The sequence below is a fragment of the Mycobacterium sp. SM1 genome (assembly GCF_018361265.1).
GTDB lineage: Bacteria > Actinomycetota > Actinomycetes > Mycobacteriales > Mycobacteriaceae > Mycobacterium.
On sequence record NZ_JAFLNH010000006.1, the window covers coordinates 38320 to 59420 of the forward strand.

The window sequence follows — 21101 nt, forward strand, 5'->3', positions numbered from 1 at the left end:
GGTGCGGCTGCGTACCGCTCTACACTTGGGATCGCTGTGAGCCTGAGCCTGGGGATTGTGGGTTTGCCCAATGTTGGCAAGTCGACGCTGTTCAATGCGCTGACGCGCAACAATGTCGTGGCCGCCAACTACCCGTTCGCGACGATCGAGCCGAACGAGGGCGTGGTTCCGCTGCCGGATCCGCGGTTGGCCAAGCTCGCGGAGATTTTTCATTCGGAGCGGATCGTCCCGGCGGTGGTCACCTTCGTCGACATCGCCGGCCTCGTTCGGGGTGCATCGGAAGGGGCCGGGCTGGGCAACAAGTTCCTGGCGCACATCCGCGAATGCGACGCCATCTGTCAGGTGGTGCGGGTGTTTTCCGATGACGACGTGGCACACGTCGCCGGGCGGGTCGACCCCAAATCCGATATCGAAGTGGTCGAGACGGAGTTGATCCTGGCCGATCTGCAGACCTTGGAACGCGCGGTGCCCAGGCTGGAGAAGGAAGCCCGCAACCGCAAGGACCGCAAGCCGGTTTACGAGGCCGCGGTGACCGCCCAACGGGTGCTCGAGGGCGGGACGACGTTGTTCGCCGCGGGGATGGACGCCCGCGTGTTGCGGGAGTTGAGCTTGTTGACCATCAAGCCGTTTCTCTACGTCTTCAATGCCGACGAGGCCCTGCTGACCGACACGGCGCAGGTCGCGCAGCTGCGTGAGCTGGTCGCTCCCGCCGACGCGGTTTTCCTGGACGCCAAGATCGAGGCGGAGCTCCACGAGCTCGACGACGAGTCGGCCGCCGAATTGCTGGCGTCGATCGGGCAGAGCGAGCGAGGACTCGACGCGCTGGCCCGGGCCGGCTTCCACACCCTTAAGCTGCAGACCTTCCTGACCGCGGGGCCAAAGGAGGCCCGGGCGTGGACGATTCACCAGGGTGATACCGCTCCCAAAGCCGCCGGGGTGATCCACAGCGACTTCGAGAAGGGCTTCATCAAGGCCGAGGTGGTTTCCTACGATGACCTGATCGCGGCGGGTTCCATGGCCGCGGCTCGCGCCGCCGGCAAGGTCCGGATGGAGGGCAAGGACTACGTGATGGCCGACGGCGACGTGGTGGAGTTCAGATTCAACGTCTAACTCGACCGCAATCTCACCCGGCCAGACGCCCGGGCACCAGCGAAACCGGTGCCGAGGAGGCGCGAGGAGGCGATACCGACCCGGGTTCCGCACTGGTGTCGCCGCGCGCGCTTTACTATGCTGCGGTTTTGGCGCATCGCCGTCGCCGCCTTCGCCCGGGCCGGTGGCTCCCAGGCCCGCGCGACAGCGGCGCCCACCGGGCGGTGGCAGTACGCTACCTCGGTAACTACCTGCCGGGCACGGCGACGACGACGGGAGCTGGACCAATGGCCACGCTGGACGTGACGAGCCGTCCGGCCGCCGACGGTGGGGGCGAGGCACCCCGGCCGCGTCACCGGATACGCGCGGTGTTGTTTCGGCTGCTGGCCGTCGTTCTCACGGTGGCCGCGACCATGGGCGCGGTGGAAGCCGTCTTCCGCGTTCTCGGCTACCGGCCCCTCTACGACGTCTATGCCAAGCCCGACAACTTCTACGTCGCCGACAGGTTGGTCGGCTGGTCGTACGGGCCGGGGGCGACGGGCGAGTTTGTGGGGCCGCGGCCGTTTCCCATCACGTTTCGCACACACATCCGGATCAACTCTCTTGGCCTGCGCGGCCCCGAGTTGACCCCGGTTGCCCCCGGCGGGTTGCGGGTGCTGGTCCTGGGCGACTCGGTGGCCAGCGGGCTGGAGGTGGCCGAAAACGAGACCTACTCGGCGGTGGCAGCCGGCCTGCTGTCTCAGCGGCTGGGCGTTTCGGTGCAAGTCGTCAACGCCGGCGTGCGCGGCTACGGCACCGACCAGGAGTGGTTGCTCTACCGCGAACGCCTTAAGCCGCTGCACCCCGACGTCGTCCTGGTGCACGAAACCGCCAACGACCCGGATGACAACGTGACGCTGCACCGGATGCGGCGGGTGTTCGGCAAGCCGGCCTTCATCCTGGGCCCCGACGACACCCTGCACTTGGTGGGCCAGCCGGTGCCCGACTATCCCCGCTGCTCGGAGTACCGGGTAATGGACGACGCGGTGCGCCGGGCCGACGGCGCGCGCGCCCGCACGGTGTGCCGGCTGCAGCTGAACCTGGCCAACCACTCCGCCTTTTTCAGCTTCGTCGCCGAGCGCCTGCAGCGGAATCCGGCGCTGGTGGCGGCGCTGTACAACCTGGGCAGCACCGACGATGAGGCCGCGCACCACCCTCCCGTCGGCGCGCCCGCGAGCCCGCAAGCTGCTGCGGGGAATCCCGGTTCCCCGCCGGCGGTACCGGCCCCGCCGCCGGCCACCCCGTACGCCCAGCGGCTGACCTCGGTGCTCATCAGCCGGATGGCCGACGACGTGCGCCGTGATGGTGCGCGCTTCGTGCTCATGGGCCAAGACTTTGACTTGCAGAAGCTCGACATGCCCGCCTTCGAGCAGCAGGGCATTCCGCTGATTCGCATCGACGCGGCCCTGGTCCCGGAGAACCTGATCCCCAACGACGGGCACCCCAACGCGACCGGGCATCACCAGATCGCGGAGCTGCTCACCGATCAGATCGAGCCCCTACTGCGGGAAGTGCTGGAGGCCAAGGCCTTCCGATGACGGCCATTCTCGGCATCTCGGCCTACTACCACGACGCCGCCGCTGCGCTGGTGGTCGACGGCTCCGTGGTGGCCGCCGCCCAGGAGGAACGGTTCACCCGCCGCAAACACGACCCGTCGTTCCCCGCGCACGCCGTCGGCTACTGCCTGCGGGAAGGCGGGCTGGCGGCCAAAGACCTCGACCACGTGGTCTTCTACGAAAAGCCGTTCCTCAAATTCGAGCGGTTGCTGGAAACATACGCGGCATTTGCACCCCGTGGCTTTCGGTCCTACGTGCGGGCCATGCCGGTGTGGCTCACCGAGAAGCTGCACCTGCCGCGTGAGATCCGCCGCCAGCTTCGCGGCTACACCAGGCGGCTGTGTTTCGTCGAACACCACGAATCCCATGCCGCCAGCGCGTTTTTCCCCTCACCGTTTGACGAAGCCGCGATATTGACCTTCGACGGTGTCGGCGAGTGGGCGACCGCGACCATGGGCACCGGCCACGGCAACCGGATCCGGCTGCACGCCGAGCTGCGCTTCCCGCACTCGCTGGGCATGCTCTACTCCGCGTTCACCTACTTCACCGGATTCAAGGTCAACTCCGGCGAGTACAAGCTGATGGGCCTGGCTCCCTACGGCGAACCGGTCTACGCCGACCGCATCCTCGACAAGCTGGTGGACCTGCGCGACGACGGGTCGTTCCGGTTAGATCTGCGGTACTTCGACTACTGCACCGGGCTGAAGATGACGTCGAAGCGCTTCGAGGAACTCTTCGACGGTCCACCCCGGGCACCCGAATCGCCGATCACCCAGCGGGAGATGGACTTGGCGGCGTCGGTCCAGCGGGTCACCGAGGAGATAGTCGTGCGGGCGGCGCGCCACCTGCAGGCCACCACGGGCATGACGAATCTGTGCCTGGCCGGCGGGGTTGCGCTCAACTGCGTGGCCAACAGCCGCGTCCTGCGCGACACCGCGTTCGAGCGGATCTGGGTACAGCCGGCCGCCGGGGACGCCGGCGGCGCGCTCGGGGCCGCACTGTTCGTCTGGCACCAGCTGTTGGACAACCAGCGGGCGCCGCACGGCCGCGACAGCCAGCGCGGCTCGTTCCTCGGGCCCCGCTACCGCCGCGAGGACGTCACCGCCGCCCTGGGCCGGCACCGCGCGACCTACCGGCTCTTCGACGACGAGACCGAGCTGTGTGACGTGGTGGCCGGGCTGCTCGCCGACGGCAACGTGGTCGGCTGGTTCCACGGGCGCATGGAGTTCGGCCCGCGTGCCCTTGGCGCCCGCAGCATCCTCGGCGACCCGCGCAGCCCCCGCATGCAGTCGGTGATGAACCAGAAAATCAAGTTCCGGGAGTCCTTTCGGCCCTTCGCCCCGGCGGTGCTGCTGGAACACGTCGACGACTGGTTCGAGCGGGCGGCGGGGGAGGAGAGCCCCTACATGCTGCTGGTCGCGCCGGTGGCCCCCGCGCGCCGCACCCCGGCCGCCGAGACGGCCCGGGACACGGCCCAAGGCCTGGACAAGCTCGGCGTGGTCCGCTCGAGCATCCCCGCGGTCACCCACGTGGACCTCTCGGCGCGGCTGCAGACCGTCGACGCCGAGCGCCACGGCCGGTTCCACCTGCTGCTGCAGCGGTTCTACCAGCGCACCGGCTGCCCGGTGCTGGTCAACACCTCGTTCAATGTCCGGGGCGAACCGATCGTGTGCACCCCTGACGACGCGTTCCGCTGCTTCATGGCGACCCAGATGGACGCGCTGGCGCTCGAGGACGCGGTGCTGCTCAAGTCCGAGCAGCACGACACCGCTCCGGCGCAGCTGCAGCGCTACCTGAGGGAATTCTCCCTAGACTGATGATCCGCCTCGACCGTGACCCGGGCCGGCGCCAGCTGGCGGTGTTCGCTGTCGTGCTGCCCCTCACGTTCGCGGTGCTGGGCCTCGTGGCGGGCCATCGATTGGGCATGTCTGGGGTGCGCACCGGGCTGTGGGTGATTGGCGCCGTGCTCACCGCGGCGTATCTCGCGGTGCCGCGGCTGCGCCGGCCGCTGTATGCCGGGATGTCGCGGGCCGTCTACCCGATCGGCTGGGTGCTCTCCCACCTGATACTGCTGACCGTGTTCGTCGTCGTCGTCACACCCGTCGCGCTGCTGCTGCGGGCGCTGGGGCAGGATCCCATGCAGCGCCGCTTCGACCCGTCGGCACCGTCATACTGGGTGGCGCACCGCCCCGCCGACGACCCTCGCCGGTACTTTCAGCAATTCTGAGGAGATTCTGAGGAGATTACGTGCCCGACTCCGAGTTCGACCGCGCCGCCTCCGAACGCCCGAGCACATTCCTCGGCGAGTTCTGGCGCTTTTTGCTGCACAACAAAAAATGGTGGCTCATCCCGATCATCGCCACCCTGCTGTTAGTGGCGGTCCTGATCGTCGTGGCCGGCTCGGGCGCCGGTCCGCTGATCTACACGCTCTTTTGATGAATTGCCGGGAATTGCCGCGAATCGTTGGGCCGAGGCGCTGCCGGTGGGGGGTAGCGCCCGCCCCGCGTACCGTGACCGCCGTGGTTGCCCGGCGCTTCGCGGCCGGGTGATCAGTCCGCGATCACCGCGATCTCGCCGCCGAGTTGATAACCCGGCGTCAGCGGAAGTGCGTCACCGCTCCAGAACGACCCGGGGTCAAACCAGTTCGCCGACTTCCGGGTGCTCAGTAGCCCCATTTCCGCGTAGGTGATGGCCACCGTTTCCGCGCAGTATGCGGTTTCCAGGCTCACGCTGCGCCGCCGGGCTTCGCGTGCCGGTGTCCGCGCGCGAGCCTTCCTGCTCACCAGCGGCATTGCGCGCATCCAGCCGTAAGCGCCGGAAAGTCGGCCACGCAGCCAGCGGCCCGTGAGCCGCGCTGCGGTGGGAAACGGCAGGCCGTCCATGCGCGCGATGACCCGCAGCAGCCGGTCCTCCTGCTCCCGGTTGGCGTACGGCGTGAGCTGGCGCAGCCAGCACCGCTGCCGGTAGCGGCCCATCCACTGCTCCACGGCCTGGCGGGCATCGTTGAGTTGCACGCCCCGATGGTTGGTGCCGGTCCAGATGTCTAGGAGCTTGTCGCCGAGTTCGGCGTGCCAGAGCAGCGGCGGCAGATCGTCGATGGCAACCGTCATGCCGACATGGTTCACCGGGGCATTCGTCAGGGCCCTGATGGCGCGGTCCGGACCCGAGACGCCGCGGAACAGCCAGATGTCACCGGTCCGGGTTTCCTGCAGTGCCCGCTCCAGTGTCACCGTGCTTGCGTCCACAATCGCAGCTTAGATACCTGGGATACCCGGTCGTGGATAGCCTGAGGCAATGCGCAACCTGTGGAAATGGCTGGGGTTGGCCGGAGTCGTCGGCGTTGCGGCCGGGGGCGTGCTGGTCGTCCGTGATCAGCGGAAGCGAAACTCCTACACACCCGATGAGATCCGGGCCCGGTTGCGCCGGCGGCTGGCCGAATCCAACCGGGTGTAAGCGGTGGTTGCGACGGCGGGCACGCCAGATGCCGGCGATGCCCCGCCCGCGCACCGGATCGGGGCTCGTCCGGGGGAGCCGCACCCCGAATGGCGCCCGTGATCGGGGCCGTTCGGCCCTATCCGGGCAGACCGCAAGCTGTTTCGCTGGCTAAGGAGGTGGCGGCGCGGATGACGAGCGACAGCTTGGGGCTGGGGCAGCCCGTCGCCGCGGCCGGGCCGCCGCGCGACCCGGCCCTGCGGCTGGCCCCGACGCTCGGGCCACCTCGGTCGGTGCCCTGTGGGGCGGGCCCGGCTGGCCACCGACGCCCGAACGGCATCAACTGGAAGGATCACCGTGACCGCGTTGAAGTACGTACGGTTCTTCGAGGAATTCGGCATCGAGGCTGTGCCGCTGGTCGGTGGCAAGAACGCCTCGCTGGGCGAGATGTATCGCAAGCTGTCGGGTGAGGGGGTGCTCGTTCCCAACGGCTTCGCCATCACCGCCGACGCCTATCGCCGGATGCTCGACGCGGCGGGGGCGTGGTCGCCGCTGCGGGCCGCCCTCGAGGGGCTCGATCCCAGCGACGTCGCCGACCTGGCGCGCCGCGGCAAGCAGGCCCGTGAGATCGTCTACGGCGCCGGGCTGCCCGGCGATGTCGCGGCAGAGGTGCTTGAGGGCTACCGACGGCTGCAGCAGCAGTATGGCCCGGACGTGAGCCTGGCGGTGCGCAGCTCCGCGACCGCGGAGGACCTGCCGACGGCCAGCTTCGCGGGCCAGCAAGAGACCTATCTGAACATCCGCGGCGAGCAGAGCCTGCTTGACGCCTGCCGGCGCTGCTTTGCGAGCCTGTTTACCGACCGCTCTATTCACTACCGCATTGACCAGGGCTTCGACCACTTCCGGGTGGCGCTGTCGATCGGCGTGATGAAGATGGTGCGCTCGGATCTGGCGTCGTCGGGGGTGATGTTTTCGCTGGACACCGAGTCCGGCTTTCGCGACGTGGTGTTCATCAACGCCGCCTACGGGCTCGGGGAGAACGTCGTGCAAGGCGCGGTGGACCCGGACGAGTTCTACGTCCACAAGCCCACCTACGTCGCGGGGCACCGTGCCGTGCTGCGCCGCCTGCTGGGCGACAAGGCGGTGAAGATGGTCTTCGTCGAGGGCGAGACCAGACACACCACCCGCAACATCCCCACCCCGAAGGCCGACCGCACCCAGTTTTGCCTCACCGACGACGACGTCCTCGAGTTGGCTGGCTACGCCATCAAGATCGAGCGCCACTACGGCCGGCCGATGGACATGGAGTGGGCCAAAGACGGCATCGACGGGCGACTCTATGTGGTGCAGGCCCGGCCGGAGACGGCCGCCTCCCAGCGCCGGGTGACCACGCTGGAAAGCTACGTGCTCGAAGGCTCCGGTGAGCTGCTCGTCGAGGGCCGCTCGGTGGGCGAGAAGATCGCATCGGGGACGGCTCATCTAATCGAGAACCTGACCCAGCTCGCGGAGTTCAGGCCGGGCGAGGTCTTAGTCGCCGACACCACCACACCGGACTGGGAGCCGGTGATGAAGACCGCGGCCGCGCTGATCACCAACCGTGGTGGGCGCACCTGCCACGCCGCGATCGTCGCCCGCGAACTCGGGATTCCCGCCGTGGTCGGCTCGGGCAACGCGACCAGCCGGCTCACCAGCGGCCAACCGGTCACGGTGTCCTGCGCCGAAGGTGACACCGGGCGCGTTTACCGCGGGGCAGTCCCGTTCCGGGTCGAGCGCACCGAGATTGCCGACCTGCCGCGGCCGGCCACCGAGATCATGATCAACCTCGGCAATCCCGACCTGGCGTTTAAAACCTCGTTTCTGCCCAACGATGGCGTCGGCCTGGCCCGCATGGAGTTCATCATCAGCGAGTCGATCAAGGGCCACCCGCTGGCGTTGCTGCATCCCGATAAGGTGACCGATTCCGGGGCACGCACGCAGCTGGCGCAGCTGACCCGCGGCTACCCCGACGGGGCGACCTTTTTCGTGCAGCGGCTCTCCGAGGGGATCGGCACCATCGCCGCGGCGTTCTGGCCCAAGCCCGTGGTGGTGCGCATGTCGGACTTCAAGACCAACGAGTACGCCAGCCTCATCGGCGGAGCGGACTTCGAACCCCACGAGGACAACCCCATGCTCGGTTTCCGCGGTGCCTCCCGCTACGCCCATCCCGCCTACGCGGAGGGTTTCGCGCTCGAATGCCAGGCGATGAAGCGGGTGCGCGAGGAGATGGGGCTGACCAACGTCATGCTGATGCTGCCGTTCGTGCGCCGCATCGCCGAGGCCGAGCAGGTGCTGGCCCGGATGGCCGAGCTCGGCCTGCGAAGAGGGGAGAACGGGCTGAAGGTTTATGCGATGTGCGAGGTCCCGAACAATATCGTGTTGATCGACGATTTCTCCAAGCATTTCGACGGCTTTTCCATCGGCTCCAACGACCTGACTCAGCTCACCCTGGGGGTCGACCGCGACAGCGAGATCGTCGCGTTCGACTTCGACGAGCGCGACGAGGGAGTCAAGGAGATGATCCGGCTGGCGGTGGAGGGCTGCCGGCGCAACGGCATCCACTCGGGGCTGTGCGGCCAGGCGCCCTCCGACTACCCGGACATGGCCGAGTTTCTGGTCGAGATCGGCATCGACTCGATGAGCCTCAACCCCGACACCGTGCTCAAGACCACCAAGGCGGTGCTGGCCCTCGAGCAGCGGCTGGGACGCGCCCCGCGTACCGCCCGGTGACGTCCGCGGGAATGGGGACACGCTTCGGGGAAGCCACCGGAAGCTGCTGGGAGACTGCACGGAAGCGACGAGGAGGCTGCACGGCAGCGGCGAGGACTTAGTCCCAACAAGTGCGGCCATAGGGCCCTTTGCGGTGCCGGCCCGCCGCGTCACACTTGAGAACATGATGCAGTTCGCTGACCGTGCTGACGCCGGACGCAGACTGGCCCGGCGCCTGGCCTCTTTCGGCGACCACGATGTTGTCGTGCTCGGGTTGCCGCGCGGGGGGGTGCCGGTGGCGTTCGAGGTCGCCAAGGCGCTGGGGGCCCCGCTCGATGTCCTCATTGTGCGTAAGCTCGGGGTGCCGTTTCAGCCTGAACTTGCCTTCGGCGCGATCGGTGAGGGCGGGGTGCGGGTCATCAACGAATCCGTCGTGCGGGACGCGAACCTGAGCGCGTCTGACATCGCCGCGGTCGAAAGCAAGGAGCGCACCGAGTTGCAGCATCGACTCGATCGCTTCCGGCGCGGCCATGACCGCCTGCCCTTGGCGGGCCGGACCGCACTGATCATCGACGACGGCGTCGCGACCGGCGCGACGGCCAAGGCCGCGTGCCAGGTCGCCCGCGCCCAAGGTGCGCGCCGGGTGGTCCTGGCGGTCCCCATCGGTCCCGCCGGCGTCGCCGACAACTTTGCCGGATACGCCGACGAGGTGGTCTGCCTGGAGTCACCGAGGCTCTTCTTCGGCGTCGGCCAAGGCTACCGCAATTTCGCCCAGACCTCCGACGAGGAGGTCATCGCGCTGCTCGATCGCGCGCGCAGCGGCTATCCAGACATGGTCACCAGCGCCGGCGGGGAGGATCCCCTGCTGCGCGACGAGGACGTGCAGGTAGCCGCCGGGCCGGTGATGTTGGCGGGCCACCTCACGGTTCCGGAGCATCCGAGGGGCATCGTCGTCTTCGCTCACGGCAGCGGCAGCAGCCGGCACAGCCCGCGTAACCGCTACCTCGCCACGGTGCTGAGCGGCGCCGGTTTCGCCACACTGCTGTTCGATCTGCTCACACTCGACGAAGAACGCAACCGCGCCAACGTCTTCGACGTCGAGCTGCTCTCCGCTCGGCTGGTCCGCGTCACCGAGTGGCTCGCCGGCCACCCCGACACCGCGTCCCTGCCCATAGGCTATTTCGGCGCCGGCACGGGAGCGGCGGCGGCGCTGGCAGCGGCGGCCGATCCCCGGGTGAAAGTGACGGCGATCGTTGCCCGTGGCGGTCGGCCCGACCTCGCGGGCGAGCACCTGAAGCTGGTGCACGCGCCGACCTTGCTGATCGTCGCGGAGCGCGATGACGCCGCCCTCGAGCTCAATCGGCGGGCGCGCGACGTCATCCCGGCCAAGTGCGAAATCATGGTGATCGCCGGGGCGACTCACCTTTTCGAAGAGCCCGGTGCCCTCGAGAAGGTTGCACGGCTGGCCCATGATTGGTTCATGATGTATCTGGGGGCCGATGTCTCTCGCAGTGATGTCCGCGGGTGATCTCCCGCAAGTGATCTCCCGTAAGTGATCTCCCGAAGTTATGTGCGGCCGAAGCTATGTGCGGCGTGGCGGTCGCGCCGGGGCAGGCCGGGGCAGTAGGGGGGCCGTCAGCGGGAGGGCTGCAACAGGTTGCGGATCTCCGCGGGAAGCTGATTCAGCGTCTTGTCCATGTGCGCCACCGGCAGGTGGCGTAACGCGGCCGCGGTGGTTGCCGCGGCCGCTTTGCCGACATCATCGAGGGAAATGTTGGCTTCCCGGGCAAAGCGGGCCGCGTAGTCCTGCGCGCCATACTTTTCGGGCACGGCGTGGGGATTCCAGCCCGCGTAGAAGATGCCCCTGATGAGATCGGGTAGCTGGGCGGCGAAGTGGGCGCTGGCCTCCACGGTAAGCCGGTCGCGCAGCGTATGCAGCCAAGCCCGCAATACCCGGTAGGCGAACTCTCGATCCTCGGTGTCGAACTCCTTTGCCACGTCGTGAATCCACGTGTGCGCCATATGCATCGCATGGTCTAGTGCCGGGACTTTTACGTTGGTGGACATAGCTACCTCCTGCACTGCTGCCCGCAGTCCGTTGCCGTCGCCGTGGATCGCCGCGCCCCGCGCGGCTAAGCGCAGTCCACGCACCGTAGCTGACCGCCCTGCGAGCTTGCCAGGCGACTCCTGTGGAGGATGAGAAAGCAACTCGAACAGACAAATTCGTCTGCTTGCTTGGGGATGACCGCAACGGTGAGCTCGTCACCTGTGAGCTCGGCGTCAGTAGGCTCCAATGATGCCTGCACAACGGACTCGCCGCCATCATCGGTGTCCGCCAAACCAGACCCCAGGCCGTGCCCGGGAAGCATCTCCCGCAGCAGCTCGTCAACGCGCGGCCGGTTATCCTCGTCGTACCGCCCACTTAGTCGTGGGGCGATGGCCTCAGAGAGCAGTGACCGCGGCTGCCGCCGGGTGCGCAGTGTAGTCATCTTGGTCTCCCTACCCGCTGGGTGTGAATCCTGGTTTTCGATGGGATCACGACACGACGGCACCGCAATAGGGTCCGAAGTCCCTCGGACCGGGTCCATTCGGCTGTCATTTCCCCGCCCGCAGGGTCCCGCAGGGTGGATCGGCGGGAGCGATCGCCACACCCGCACGGCTCGGTCGGCGCCGGGCTGACAGCGGCGGATCCTCAGGCCGGTAGGGTCCTGGCAGCACCCGGGCGGCCCGTCACCGCGAGCACGGCCAAAGCCGGGGCCTTGCGCAAAAACATCCGGTCCGCCACCGTATACCCGGTATTCGGGTATTCGCCATAGAGATGAGGGCAGCTCGGTGACTGACGGATGCGTCAATGAGGGCATCAATGAGGGCCAGAAAGTCAGGCTGCTCGACGGCGCCGAAGTTGTGCTGCGCCGCCTCGACCGCCGTGACACGGACGCCGTCTTAGAGCTTCATCGGCGACTCACCGCGCACGAACAATACCTGCGGTTTTTCATCCCCAGCCCGGCCTACCTGGAGACGTTCGCCGATAAAGTGGTCGAGTGCAATCAGCGCCAATGGGCGCTTGGGGCATTTGAATCCGGGCGACTGATCGGTGTCGCGAACTATGTGGTGTCCGCCGATCCGGGTGTCGCCGAAGTGGCCGTCGCGGTTGCCCACGAGGACCATCTCCGGGGGGTGGCGACCGCCTTGCTCAGGAGTCTGGCGAAAATCGCTTTGGACAACGGAATCCATTGCTTTACCGCTGACGTGCTCGCCGAGAACACCGCGATGCTGAAAGTTCTCTTCGACGCCGGGTGGCGGTATGCAACGCAGCGCGAGGGCCCGGTGATCAGCCTGCAGATCGACTTGACGCAGCTGCAGGCGCTCGACCTGTGATGCGTCCCTGGGCAGGCGGATGCGGCCGTCAGCCGGGTCGCCACGGTGGTCAGGCGCTGGAAGCCGTTCTCGGCACCCGCTTTTGATCTGCAATGCCCGGGGCTTTCCCACACTCGGATCTGGACGCGGCCCGCCGCTACGACCGTTGGTTCGACCGGCGATGGGGCCGCTATGCGTGGCGCATCGAATCGGCCGCGGTGTTGCGTGCGCTCGGACCAGTGTCCGGCAGGCGGATCGTGGACGTCGGGTGCGGCACGGGACGGTTAGGCGCGCTGCTGGCCGCTCAAAACGCCGATGTGATCGGGATCGATGTGGATGCGGCCATGCTGGCCGTGGCGGCCCCCCGACTGGCGGGCCGCCTGGTGCGGGCCGACGCCATGGCCCTGCCGCTGCGCGATGCCAGCGTTGACGCCGCAGTGACCGTTGCCACCCTGGAGTTCACCACCGATCCCGCACGGGCGCTGGCCGAGATGGCGCGCATCACCCGCCCCGGCGGACGGCTGGTGGCGGCGATGCTCAACCCCGCCAGCCTCTGGGGGTGGACCGGCCGGGTGCGTGAGCGCAGTCCCTATCGCGCCGGCCGGTTCCTGTCCCGTGATGCCCTGTTGGCCCTTGGCCGCCGACACGGCGCCGCACATGTCCGTGGGGTTCTCTATGCCGCCGAACCCCTCCCGCTGCCCGGGTGGTGTGGCCCGCTCACCGAGGCCGTCGGCACAGCGATGCTGCCGTGGTTCGGCGCGGTTCAGCTCCTAAGCGTCCGGCGGACCCAGGCCCGCTGACCGTGGGGCCGCTCCGGCAAGGCGCTCTGGCAGGCCGCTCTGGGGAGGCGGCGCAGAGCATGCCGCGGCGCCGAGCGCATAGTGCTGTGCGTGCCCGGTCGGCGTCGCAAGAACGACCGAGACGTGATCGCTGATGCCGACGCCGCGGCCGGCGGGGTGTTCAAGGGCATTAGTCCCGATGAAAGTGGCCATAGGGCCCTTCGCCGGGCCGGTATACCGCGGCAGACTCGACGATGTGCAGTTGTTCCGCGATCGCGCGGAGGCTGGGCGTCGGCTGGCCCAACGCCTGGCCTCGTTTCATGGCCAGGATGTTGTTGTGGTGGGCCTGCCCCGAGGCGGGGTGCCGGTGGCCTTCGAGGTCGCCAAGGCGCTGAACGCCCCGCTGGACGTGCTTGTGGTGCGCAAGCTGCGGGTGCCGTTCCAGCCGGAGCTGGCCTTCGGGGCCCTCGCCGAGGGTGCGGTGCGGGTGATCAACGATGCGGTGCTGCAACAGACCGGTTTGACCCGGGAGGAGATCGCCGAGACGGAAGACGTGCAATGCGCCGCGCTGCAGTGGCAAATTGAACTGTATTGCCGTGGACGCGAACGTATTCCGCTCGCCGGACGGGTGGTGGTGATCGTTGATGACGGGTTTGTCAGCGGGGTGAGCGCCAGGGCGGCGTGTCAAGCGGTTCGGGAGCAAAACGCAGCGCGGGTGATATTTGCCGCGCCGGTGGGCTCGCCCGATGTCGTTGACGTGCTGCGCTCGTGCGCCGACGAGGTGGTGTGCCTGGAGACACCGGCCTACTTTTTCTACGCCACGGTGGGTCAGGGTTACCACCGGTTCCCTAAGATCTCCGACGACGAGGTGATTGCGCTGCTCGACCGCGCGCGTGCGGGATTTTTAGCACCCGCCGCCGGCAACACCGCCGATCCATTGCTGCGCGATGAGGAAGTCCGGGTGACCGCCGGACCGGTGACGGTGGCGGGGCATCTCACAGTTCCCGGGGACGCCACGGGGATCGTCGTGTTTGCTCACGGCAGCGGAAGCAGCCGCCACAGCCCCCGTAACCGGTATGTGGCCGAGGTCTTGAACCGGGCCGGTCTGGCCACGCTGCTCTTCGATCTGCTGACGCCCGACGAGGAGCGCAACCGCGCCAACGTCTTCGACATCTCCCTGCTGGCTCGCCGGTTGGTTGACGTCACCGGGTGGCTGACGACCCAGCCCGACACCGCAGCGTTGCCGGTCGGCTACTTCGGCGCGAGCACCGGGGCGGGTGCGGCTCTGGTCGCGGCCGCCGATCCCCGGGTGAAGGTAGCGGCGGTGGTGTCCCGCGGTGGCCGGCCCGATCTGGCGGGCGCGGCGCTGGCCGCGGTTCGCGCGCCGACGCTGCTCATCGTGGGCGGCCGCGACGAGCTGGTGCTTGAGCTTAACCGGCGGGCGCAAGCCGAGATGCGCGGCGAGTGCCGGCTGGCCGTGGTGCCCGGCGCCACCCACCTTTTCGAAGAGCCGGGCACCCTGGAGCAGGTTGCCATGCTGGCCCGCGACTGGTTCCTCGCCCACTTGAGCGCACCGGTCTCCCGCTCCTAGTGCCAGGGTGAAAATCCATGGCGGGCAACATATCAGGGCATCGTAGCGTACCGCATACGGCGGATTTGCGGATCGAGGCCTGGGCGCCCACTCGAGACGGGTGTGTCCGGGAGGCGGTACTGGGTGTGGTGGAGAGCTTCCTGGATACCTCGGGCGCTCAGCCGCAGCACATCCGCGAGCGCCGGCTGAGCTGCGACGGTGACGAGGACCTGCTGGTCGGCGTGCTCGACGAGATGATCTATCTGTTGGACATCGACGGTGAGGCGCCGGTCGATGTCGCGCTTACCAACGCGGACGGCGGTGTAACTGCCTCGTTTGCGATGGTCGACGCGAGCACGCTGCCCCAGATAGGCGCGGTGCCCAAGGCGGTGTCGCTCAACGAGTTGCGCTTTACGCACGGTCAGGCAGGCTGGCGTTGCGCGGTGACGCTTGATGTGTGATTGAGGCGAACTATGAAGATCATCGAGGAGACCCCCTACCGATTCCGGATCGAGCAAGAAGGGGCGATGCGGGTGCCCGGAATCGTATTCGCATCCAAAACGCTGCTCCCCGGCGAACCCGGGGATATGGCGTTGAGCCAGGTCGCCAATGTGGCGACACTGCCGGGGATTGTGCGGGCGTCTTACGCGATGCCGGATGTGCACTGGGGGTACGGGTTTCCGATCGGGGGAGTGGCCGCCACCGACGTCAACGCCGGCGGGGTCATCTCGCCCGGTGGGGTCGGTTTCGATATCTCTTGCGGGGTAAGGCTTTTGGTCGCCGACTTGGACCGCGATCGGCTGCAACCGACGATGAAGGCGGTGATGGATCATCTCGACATCGCGATCCCGCGCGGGGTGGGCACCAAGGGGGTGTGGCGGTTGCCCAACCGGGCCACGCTGGAAAAGGTGCTCATCGGGGGCGCCCGCTTCGCCGTGGAGCAGGGACACGGCGTGGCCCGGGACCTGGAGCGCTGCGAAGACGGTGGCATGTTAGCGGGAGCCGATGCGGCGGCGCTCAGCGACCGGGCGGTCGAACGCGGGCTCGGGCAGATTGGCAGCCTGGGCTCCGGCAACCATTTTCTGGAGGTGCAGGCCGTGGATCGCGTCTATGACCCGGACGCCGCCTCGCAGATGGGGTTATCGGAGGGCACGGTCTGCGTGATGATCCACACCGGCTCGCGTGGGCTGGGCCATCAGGTCTGCACCGATCACGTGCGTCAGATGGGCCAGGCGATGGGCCGCTACGGAATTCAGGTACCCGACCGCCAGCTAGCGTGCGTGCCCGTCGCCTCCCCTGAGGGCCAGGCATACTTGGCGGCCATGGCGGCGGCGGCCAACTACGGGCGCGCCAACCGCCAACTGCTCGCCGAGGCCGCCCGCCGGGTCTTCGAGGAGCACACGGGAGCGTCGCTGGAGCTGCTCTATGACGTGTCGCACAACCTGGCCAAGATCGAAGACCATCCCGTCGACGGCCGGATGCGGACCGTGTGCGTGCACCGCAAGGGCGCGACTCGTTCACTGCCGCCGCATCATCCCGATCTGCCGCCCGAGTTGGCGGCGGTCGGCCAGCCGGTGCTGATTCCGGGCACCATGGGCACCGCCTCGTATGTGCTGGCGGGTGTGCCCGATAACCCGGCGTTCTTTTCCACCGCCCACGGTGCCGGCCGGGTGTTAAGCCGCCATCAGGCCGCCCGTCATACCAGCGCTGATGCGCTGTCCAGAGATCTTGAGAAAGCCGGTGTTTTGGTGCGCGGCATATCCCGCAGGGGGCTCGCCGAGGAGAAACCCGAGGCGTATAAGGACATCGACGCCGTCATCGAAACCAGCGACCGCGCCGGGCTGGCTCGCAAGGTCGCCCGCCTCATTCCTCTGGGCGTGGTGAAGGGCTAAGCGAAGCATCCCGGCGGCTATCCGCTAGCCGGGCCGGCGTCCGGCTCGCGGCGGTGCGGCGGGCAAACCATTGCCGGCCAAGCCCTGCTGGTCATGTGTCGGTGCCGCTGCAGCGCATCGCAGGTGAGGACTTTCGGCACTATTCGTCGCGGGTGACGGTAAGCCAGACTTGCTTGCCGCTGCTGCAGTTGATGAGTTGCGAAGAAAGTGGGGTCTGCCTCGTGGTGTCTGCAGTCGAGCCCTCGGCGGCTCAGCACTTCCCCAATGTCACCGTCTTCTCCGCCGACCGTATATCGGCCTCGGAGGCCGAATATGTGGCGCATGCGGTGGGCCGGGTGCTGGAGCATCGGGGAATCTCCGGGGGTGCTCGAGTGCGGCTGAGCACCGCGAACCACGCCGATGGGCCGATGCTGGTGCAGGTGAATTTACACGTGCGGAACACTCCGGCGCGGGTGCAGGCCCTCACCGGCGGCCCGGATGATCTGTCGTCGGTGCTGGTGCGGCTGGACCGTCAGATCGTTCGGGTGTGGGCGCCGTGGCGGCCACGGCCCTGGCCCGACCGGACCCGCCGGATATTGACCGCGTCCGCGGAGGCGTTGGTCTCCCGTCGCAAAGCCTATGTGCTGCAGCGCGGGACGCCGTTAGAGGCCTTGGCGGTGATGGACGCGATGGACTACGACGTGCACTTGTTCACCGACATCGAATCCGGGGAGGAGGCGGTGGTGTATCGGGCCGGACCGTCAGGGCTGCGGCTGGCACGCCAGCGACGCATGTATCCGCCCGGGTGGTCGTGGTCGCCGGCCGCCTGCAACCCACCGGTGCCCTTGATCGTGAATTCGTCTCCGACGCCGGTGCTCAGTGAGACTGCCGCAGTGGAGCGGGCGCGCGAAGGTCTGCGGTTCCTGTTTTTCACCGACCCGGAGACCGGCCGTGGCCGGTTGCTGTATCCGCGCTACGACGGCAACCTCGGGTTGATTACGCCGGTGGACCATGCCGACAAAGGTGAAAATGCCGCGAAGTGACCATCGGCCGGATGGCGGGGGCGTCGACATGGCAGCGCGCCGGGTGGTTGAACTCGATAGCACCGAGGCGATGCGGTTGTTAGCCAGTGTCGATCACGGGCGGGTGGTGTTCACCCAGCACGCGTTGCCGGCGATTCGCCCGGTGAACCACCTTGTTGACGCCGGACGGGTGATTATCCGCACCCGGCTGACCGCCCGGCTCTCCACCGTGGTGCGCTCGAGCAGCGACGCCAGGATGGTGGTGGCCTATGAGGCCGACGATCTCGACCCACGGCGGCGCACCGGCTGGAGCGTGGTGGTGACCGGGCTGGCCAGCACACTCACCGACCCTGATCAGGTCAGCCGCTACGAGCGGCTGCTGCAGCCGTGGGTGCACCCGGCGGACACCGTGATCGCCATCGAACCCGAGATCATCACGGGTATCCGCATCATCGCCGACACCGCGAAATGCGACACCACGAAATGAGCGTCGTCCGCCCGGCGATCATCGGATGGCCCCGGCCGCGGCGGGTAGCCAGCTGTTGCGGTTGAGTGGTCGGTAGTTGTCGGTGGTGTGCTGTAGGAACTGAGATATGAGTCTGGCGGTGTGGGCTGAGCGCAATGGTGTTGCGCGGATGACGGCGTATCGCTGGTTTCGTGCTGGGCTGTTGCCGGTACCCGCCCGACGCGTGGGCCGGCTAGGGAGGGCTTCTTGAAGTGGTGCTGTGCACTCGCCTTCCCACGTTCGGTGCAGCAGCCGCAGATGGCACTCACGCCACCTCGGCGCTCATCGCGGCCAGCGCTACCGCGCTGACCGCCGGTAAGAACCCGATGACCCAATCACCGTTGCGACCCAGCATCCGCCGCTGGCGGCTGCGCCTGAAGACCGGTCACGACCTGGATGAGCTCGCCGCGTAGATCAACCCGATCGTGGTGGGCTGGATGAACTACTACGGCCTGTTCTACCGGTCGCGGTTTTATCCCCTGTTGCAGCGCATCAACACCTACCTGATGCGGTGGGCCGGATAGAAGTACAAGCGGCTGCGCGGCTTTCGCCGGTTTCAAGGGTGGTGGGCCGGGGTCGTTCAACGCGACCCCGCGCTATTCGCGCACTGGCGATGGGCAAGCACGGTCGCCGGATTGCGATCAGAAGAGCGGAGTGATGGGAGGCTGTCACGCTCCGTTCTGTGGGGGACCTGGGGGTGCAAGTCCCCCGGGGCCACCCGACTCTTCAGCGTTTCGCGATCCAACGTGCGGAGGACGTCTTGCGCCAAGAGCTGGTGACGGTGATGGAGCCCGAACAGTTCGACAAGCTGGTGTCCTCGCTCGACGCCGCGGACTCCGCACCACGACTCGCGGCAGCCGCCCGCAAGCCGGCGGCGTTCCAGCGGCGCTAAAGCGGTGTTCGAGGCCGCGCGGCTCGATGACGAGCATGCGTTGGCGGGGTTCGACCGCGGTAAGCAGGCGCTGAACAGCTGGCTGGTCGAGCATGCCCGCCGCGCGGACAGTAGCGGAGTCGCGCACGTGTACGTGTGGACCCCGCGCGGGGAATCGAAGGTTTGCGCTTATTTTGCCATCTGTCCCGCCGAAGTCGTGCGGAAAGACGACGGCGTGCCAGGGTCGATGGCTGGCGGGTATTCCCGCATACCCGGGTATTTAATCGCCCGGCTGGCACTCGACCGAGCACTGCATGGTCAGGGGTACGGCGAGCAGCTACTCCTGGATGCAGTTGGCAAAGCCGTTGCCGCGTCGGAAATTGGCGGGGACGACTCATCGTTGTCGATGCGCCAGACGAGGAGTCCCAGTCGTTTTACGAGCATTACCACTTCGTCCCCGTCCGGTTTTGTGAGCGCCGTCTGGCGAAACGACACAGCGGCCGGACCTTTGTTGCAAGTCCTTAAGCTACCCCCTGACGGACGTGGCTTGCAGCGCGGCACCATTTGACCCGCCCCTATGTCAACGACAACGCCGACGGCGTACTCAAGGGGTTGGTTTCGGCATTGTCGGCAGGATGGGTGGTTCTGGAGGGAGCTGACCGGGGGGAAGTTCGATGACCTTCTGTAACAGGCGACAGTCGCCGGTGATCTCCAGTGCGGCGAATTTGATTTGCCCCAGGCTGAAGTCGTAGCCGTTGCCCGACACGGTGTAGTCGCGTTTGGACGCCTCGTTGAACAGCGAGGACTGGTCGGTGGCGCCGTACTTGGCGGCTTCCTCACGCACGATGCCGGCGGCGGTTTTGAACTCGTTCGCTGTAAACGTGCGCCCGAACACGATGCCGTCCGCGATGGGGCGACGCGCAATGTCGGCCTCGAGTCTGTCACACGGCAACCCGGCCCGGGCGGACTCGATCAAGTTGGGGTCGTCGTCGAATTTCCAGGTCTGGCCAGGCACGGCAGCGCTGATCCGCTCGCCGATCACGCGGGCGGTGTTGTTGAGGCGCTGGCGCGCGGCCTCGTAGGAGCCCTTGGCGCGCATACTGTCGATCAGCGCGATCTCCTGCTGCTCGGTCAAGCGCTGGGTCTCATAGGGGTTGCCCAACTCCTTGCTCACCTTTCTTGCCTTCTCATACAGCGCGCAGCCGCCCGTCAACAGCCCTATCAGGGCGGCAGCGAGGACCGGGGCCAGGGCCGCAGCCGCCCGCGCACGCACCGGCGGGGCCATCATTGGTGGGGCTGCACCTGCACGGTGAGGTCGGGCCGGTTCAACAGCACCGCCGCCAGGTTGAAGCCGGTCATCTGCCGCATCGCGTCGTGAGGGTATCCGCCGTGCCCATGGGAGGCGCTCTTGTAGATGTCCCCATCGCCCAGGTGCACCCAGCCCGCCTCGGTCTGCAGGTGCGTGAATCGGTAGCGCGGCACGGGCGGGCCGTCGATGATGTCGTTGGGGTCGGCGCCCCAGCCGTGCAGCGGCGCGGTGGCCGCGATGAACCGGATCGGGTCATCGGGGGCGGTCATGACGAAAAAGTTGTGGTCGGTCATGCCCAGCTTGGCCGGGGAGGTCGCCTCAAAGCCCGGCGAGCCGTACATCACCGCGTTGGTCACCGCCGAGCTGGCGCCGTCTTTCAGCGCGATCCCCGAGACCAGCGACCCGTAAGAGTGCCCGAACAACGCCGTGCTGTGGTTCGGGTTGTGCGACGCGAATTCAGGTTCGCCAGGAACGACTCCAGCCTAAGCGCCCCGGCGTGCGCCAAATCGGTGGACGAGGTGTCCCCCGAGACCAGCGTCGGCGGGGGCTGATATCCGGTCCACGCGACCGTCGAGACATTCTGGCTCTCACCGACCCTCCAGGCCACGAATTGCGCTTCCTGTCGCAGCCCGGCAGCTTCCTTCGTCATGGTGGCGAGGGCTTCCCGGGTGGTGCCCGACACCCCGGGAACGGTCACCGACACGTGGTCGGCGGTGAACGGGTCGCCGATGGCGACAGCGGCCGGGATCATCTGCGAGGGGTCGTCGGGGCGGGCCAGATACAGCAGGTGCGAGTCGGGCACCTTAAGCGCCGAGCGGATGCCCGCGATGTCGGCCAGCCGGTCGGTTTTGACCTGGCCGTCGGGCAGCGCCCGGTATTCCCGCTCGAGTTGGTCGAGCAGGCCGCGGTTGGCGTTGTCGATGGCGGTGATGTCACCCGAGGACATGTCGGTCGCG

The 21101-nt window shown here is 67.6% G+C and carries 25 protein-coding genes and 1 pseudogene; 20 read left to right on the plus strand and 6 right to left on the minus strand.

Going from position 1 to position 21101, the window contains the following annotated elements; translation table 11 throughout:
- Nucleotides 1–36 precede the first annotated feature (36 nt).
- The 5 genes from ychF (at nt 37) to MSM1_RS22320 (ending at nt 5120) form a co-directional block, all read left to right on the plus strand.
- The gene (gene ychF, locus MSM1_RS20910) at nt 37–1110 is read left to right on the plus strand and encodes a redox-regulated ATPase YchF (protein ID WP_213446132.1); all 1074 of its coding nucleotides are present in this window, start codon (nt 37–39) and stop codon (nt 1108–1110) included.
- Nucleotides 1111–1313: 203 nt separating this feature from the next.
- Nucleotides 1314–2666 (plus strand): SGNH/GDSL hydrolase family protein, encoded by a 1353-nt coding sequence (locus MSM1_RS20915; RefSeq protein ID WP_213446135.1) that lies wholly within the window; start codon nt 1314–1316, stop codon nt 2664–2666.
- The gene (locus MSM1_RS20920; protein WP_213446136.1) at nt 2663–4501 is read left to right on the plus strand and encodes a carbamoyltransferase; all 1839 of its coding nucleotides are present in this window, start codon (nt 2663–2665) and stop codon (nt 4499–4501) included. Before MSM1_RS20915 ends, MSM1_RS20920 begins: the two co-directional genes overlap by 4 nt.
- A complete protein-coding gene (locus tag MSM1_RS20925; protein ID WP_213446138.1) occupies nt 4501–4911 on the plus strand; it encodes an SxtJ family membrane protein in 411 nt (136 codons plus the stop codon). Before MSM1_RS20920 ends, MSM1_RS20925 begins: the two co-directional genes overlap by 1 nt.
- A 20-nt stretch (nt 4912–4931) precedes the next feature.
- A complete protein-coding gene (locus MSM1_RS22320; RefSeq protein ID WP_213446140.1) occupies nt 4932–5120 on the plus strand; it encodes a DUF5989 family protein in 189 nt (62 codons plus the stop codon).
- A gap of 113 nt (nt 5121–5233) precedes the next feature.
- On the opposite strand, the gene MSM1_RS20935 is transcribed toward MSM1_RS22320, so the two are convergent.
- Complete coding sequence (locus MSM1_RS20935) at nt 5234–5929, minus strand: guanylate cyclase (protein WP_213446141.1); 696 nt, start codon at nt 5927–5929, stop codon at nt 5234–5236.
- A 49-nt stretch (nt 5930–5978) separates the two neighbouring features.
- Here MSM1_RS20935 and MSM1_RS20940 point away from each other — a divergent pair, with 49 nt between their 5' ends.
- The 3 genes from MSM1_RS20940 (at nt 5979) to MSM1_RS20950 (ending at nt 10389) form a co-directional block, all read left to right on the plus strand.
- Nucleotides 5979–6137 (plus strand): hypothetical protein, encoded by a 159-nt coding sequence (locus tag MSM1_RS20940; protein WP_213446143.1) that lies wholly within the window; start codon nt 5979–5981, stop codon nt 6135–6137.
- Between the two features lie 336 nt (nt 6138–6473).
- Entirely contained in the window at nt 6474–8882 is a 2409-nt protein-coding gene (gene ppsA / locus MSM1_RS20945) for a phosphoenolpyruvate synthase (protein ID WP_213446145.1), read from the plus strand.
- Nucleotides 8883–9045: 163 nt separating this feature from the next.
- Complete coding sequence (locus MSM1_RS20950) at nt 9046–10389, plus strand: phosphoribosyltransferase (protein WP_213446147.1); 1344 nt, start codon at nt 9046–9048, stop codon at nt 10387–10389.
- A 107-nt stretch (nt 10390–10496) separates the two neighbouring features.
- On the opposite strand, the gene MSM1_RS20955 is transcribed toward MSM1_RS20950, so the two are convergent.
- Nucleotides 10497–10928, minus strand: coding sequence for a DUF2267 domain-containing protein (locus MSM1_RS20955; protein WP_213446149.1), 432 nt, complete (start codon nt 10926–10928; stop codon nt 10497–10499).
- A gap of 65 nt (nt 10929–10993) precedes the next feature.
- Nucleotides 10994–11350, minus strand: coding sequence for a DUF4193 family protein (locus MSM1_RS23135; RefSeq protein WP_374101758.1), 357 nt, complete (start codon nt 11348–11350; stop codon nt 10994–10996).
- Between the two features lie 343 nt (nt 11351–11693).
- Here MSM1_RS23135 and MSM1_RS20965 point away from each other — a divergent pair, with 343 nt between their 5' ends.
- From MSM1_RS20965 to MSM1_RS21020, 12 genes and pseudogenes are all read left to right on the plus strand, one after another.
- Nucleotides 11694–12239, plus strand: coding sequence for a GNAT family N-acetyltransferase (locus MSM1_RS20965; RefSeq protein WP_213446151.1), 546 nt, complete (start codon nt 11694–11696; stop codon nt 12237–12239).
- 92 nt (nt 12240–12331) lie between these two features.
- The gene (locus tag MSM1_RS20970) at nt 12332–13018 is read left to right on the plus strand and encodes a class I SAM-dependent methyltransferase (RefSeq protein WP_213446153.1); all 687 of its coding nucleotides are present in this window, start codon (nt 12332–12334) and stop codon (nt 13016–13018) included.
- Between the two features lie 235 nt (nt 13019–13253).
- On the plus strand, nt 13254–14588 hold the full coding sequence (locus MSM1_RS20975; RefSeq protein WP_213446271.1) for a phosphoribosyltransferase: 1335 nt from the start codon (nt 13254–13256) through the stop codon (nt 14586–14588).
- A gap of 17 nt (nt 14589–14605) precedes the next feature.
- Nucleotides 14606–15028: an archease gene (locus tag MSM1_RS20980; RefSeq protein WP_213446155.1), complete on the plus strand. Its 423-nt coding sequence runs from the start codon at nt 14606–14608 to the stop codon at nt 15026–15028.
- A 12-nt stretch (nt 15029–15040) separates the two neighbouring features.
- Nucleotides 15041–16459 (plus strand): RNA-splicing ligase RtcB, encoded by a 1419-nt coding sequence (rtcB, locus tag MSM1_RS20985; protein WP_213446158.1) that lies wholly within the window; start codon nt 15041–15043, stop codon nt 16457–16459.
- A 95-nt stretch (nt 16460–16554) separates the two neighbouring features.
- Nucleotides 16555–17481: a sigma 54 modulation/S30EA ribosomal C-terminal domain-containing protein gene (locus MSM1_RS20990; protein WP_307857473.1), complete on the plus strand. Its 927-nt coding sequence runs from the start codon at nt 16555–16557 to the stop codon at nt 17479–17481.
- Nucleotides 17482–17509: 28 nt separating this feature from the next.
- The gene (locus MSM1_RS20995) at nt 17510–17947 is read left to right on the plus strand and encodes a pyridoxamine 5'-phosphate oxidase family protein (RefSeq protein ID WP_213446276.1); all 438 of its coding nucleotides are present in this window, start codon (nt 17510–17512) and stop codon (nt 17945–17947) included.
- A gap of 106 nt (nt 17948–18053) precedes the next feature.
- Nucleotides 18054–18161 (plus strand): annotated as a pseudogene (locus tag MSM1_RS21000) (IS607 family transposase); the annotation flags it as partial.
- Between the two features lie 19 nt (nt 18162–18180).
- Entirely contained in the window at nt 18181–18378 is a 198-nt protein-coding gene (locus MSM1_RS21005) for a hypothetical protein (RefSeq protein ID WP_213446160.1), read from the plus strand.
- A gap of 12 nt (nt 18379–18390) precedes the next feature.
- Complete coding sequence (locus tag MSM1_RS21010) at nt 18391–18489, plus strand: group II intron maturase-specific domain-containing protein (protein ID WP_213446162.1); 99 nt, start codon at nt 18391–18393, stop codon at nt 18487–18489.
- Nucleotides 18490–18647: 158 nt separating this feature from the next.
- Nucleotides 18648–18857, plus strand: coding sequence for a hypothetical protein (locus MSM1_RS21015; RefSeq protein WP_307857474.1), 210 nt, complete (start codon nt 18648–18650; stop codon nt 18855–18857).
- Nucleotides 18858–18861: 4 nt separating this feature from the next.
- Entirely contained in the window at nt 18862–19404 is a 543-nt protein-coding gene (locus tag MSM1_RS21020) for a hypothetical protein (protein WP_236057422.1), read from the plus strand.
- Nucleotides 19405–19440: 36 nt separating this feature from the next.
- Here MSM1_RS21020 and MSM1_RS21025 read toward each other — a convergent pair whose 3' ends face one another.
- Genes MSM1_RS21025 through MSM1_RS22335 form a run of 3 tightly spaced genes read right to left on the minus strand, consistent with a single transcriptional unit; the run spans nt 19441 to nt 21091 of the window.
- On the minus strand, nt 19441–20124 hold the full coding sequence (locus MSM1_RS21025) for an LppA family lipoprotein (RefSeq protein WP_213446164.1): 684 nt from the start codon (nt 20122–20124) through the stop codon (nt 19441–19443).
- Nucleotides 20121–20567: an alpha/beta hydrolase gene (locus tag MSM1_RS22330; protein WP_236057423.1), complete on the minus strand. Its 447-nt coding sequence runs from the start codon at nt 20565–20567 to the stop codon at nt 20121–20123. Before MSM1_RS22330 ends, MSM1_RS21025 begins: the two co-directional genes overlap by 4 nt.
- Nucleotides 20522–21091, minus strand: coding sequence for an alpha/beta hydrolase (locus MSM1_RS22335; RefSeq protein ID WP_236057431.1), 570 nt, complete (start codon nt 21089–21091; stop codon nt 20522–20524). The genes MSM1_RS22330 and MSM1_RS22335 overlap by 46 nt, the downstream gene beginning before the upstream one ends.
- Between the last annotated feature and the right edge of the window lie 10 nt (nt 21092–21101).

What these genes read in the sequence shown, in the direction of transcription:
- rtcB (WP_213446158.1), top strand. Translation starts at nt 15,041, where the DNA reads ATGAAGATCATCGAGGAGACCCCCTACCGATTCCGGATCGAGCAAGAA.
- MSM1_RS20940 (WP_213446143.1), top strand. Translation starts at nt 5,979, where the DNA reads ATGCGCAACCTGTGGAAATGGCTGGGGTTGGCCGGAGTCGTCGGCGTT.
- MSM1_RS20950 (WP_213446147.1), top strand. Translation starts at nt 9,046, where the DNA reads ATGATGCAGTTCGCTGACCGTGCTGACGCCGGACGCAGACTGGCCCGG.
- MSM1_RS20920 (WP_213446136.1), top strand. Translation starts at nt 2,663, where the DNA reads ATGACGGCCATTCTCGGCATCTCGGCCTACTACCACGACGCCGCCGCT.
- MSM1_RS20925 (WP_213446138.1), top strand. Translation starts at nt 4,501, where the DNA reads ATGATCCGCCTCGACCGTGACCCGGGCCGGCGCCAGCTGGCGGTGTTC.
- MSM1_RS22335 (WP_236057431.1), bottom strand. Translation starts at nt 21,091, where the DNA reads ATGTCCTCGGGTGACATCACCGCCATCGACAACGCCAACCGCGGCCTG.
- MSM1_RS23135 (WP_374101758.1), bottom strand. Translation starts at nt 11,350, where the DNA reads ATGACTACACTGCGCACCCGGCGGCAGCCGCGGTCACTGCTCTCTGAG.
- MSM1_RS20980 (WP_213446155.1), top strand. Translation starts at nt 14,606, where the DNA reads ATGGCGGGCAACATATCAGGGCATCGTAGCGTACCGCATACGGCGGAT.
- MSM1_RS20955 (WP_213446149.1), bottom strand. Translation starts at nt 10,928, where the DNA reads ATGTCCACCAACGTAAAAGTCCCGGCACTAGACCATGCGATGCATATG.
- MSM1_RS20970 (WP_213446153.1), top strand. Translation starts at nt 12,332, where the DNA reads ATGCCCGGGGCTTTCCCACACTCGGATCTGGACGCGGCCCGCCGCTAC.
- MSM1_RS20995 (WP_213446276.1), top strand. Translation starts at nt 17,510, where the DNA reads ATGGCAGCGCGCCGGGTGGTTGAACTCGATAGCACCGAGGCGATGCGG.
- MSM1_RS21025 (WP_213446164.1), bottom strand. Translation starts at nt 20,124, where the DNA reads ATGATGGCCCCGCCGGTGCGTGCGCGGGCGGCTGCGGCCCTGGCCCCG.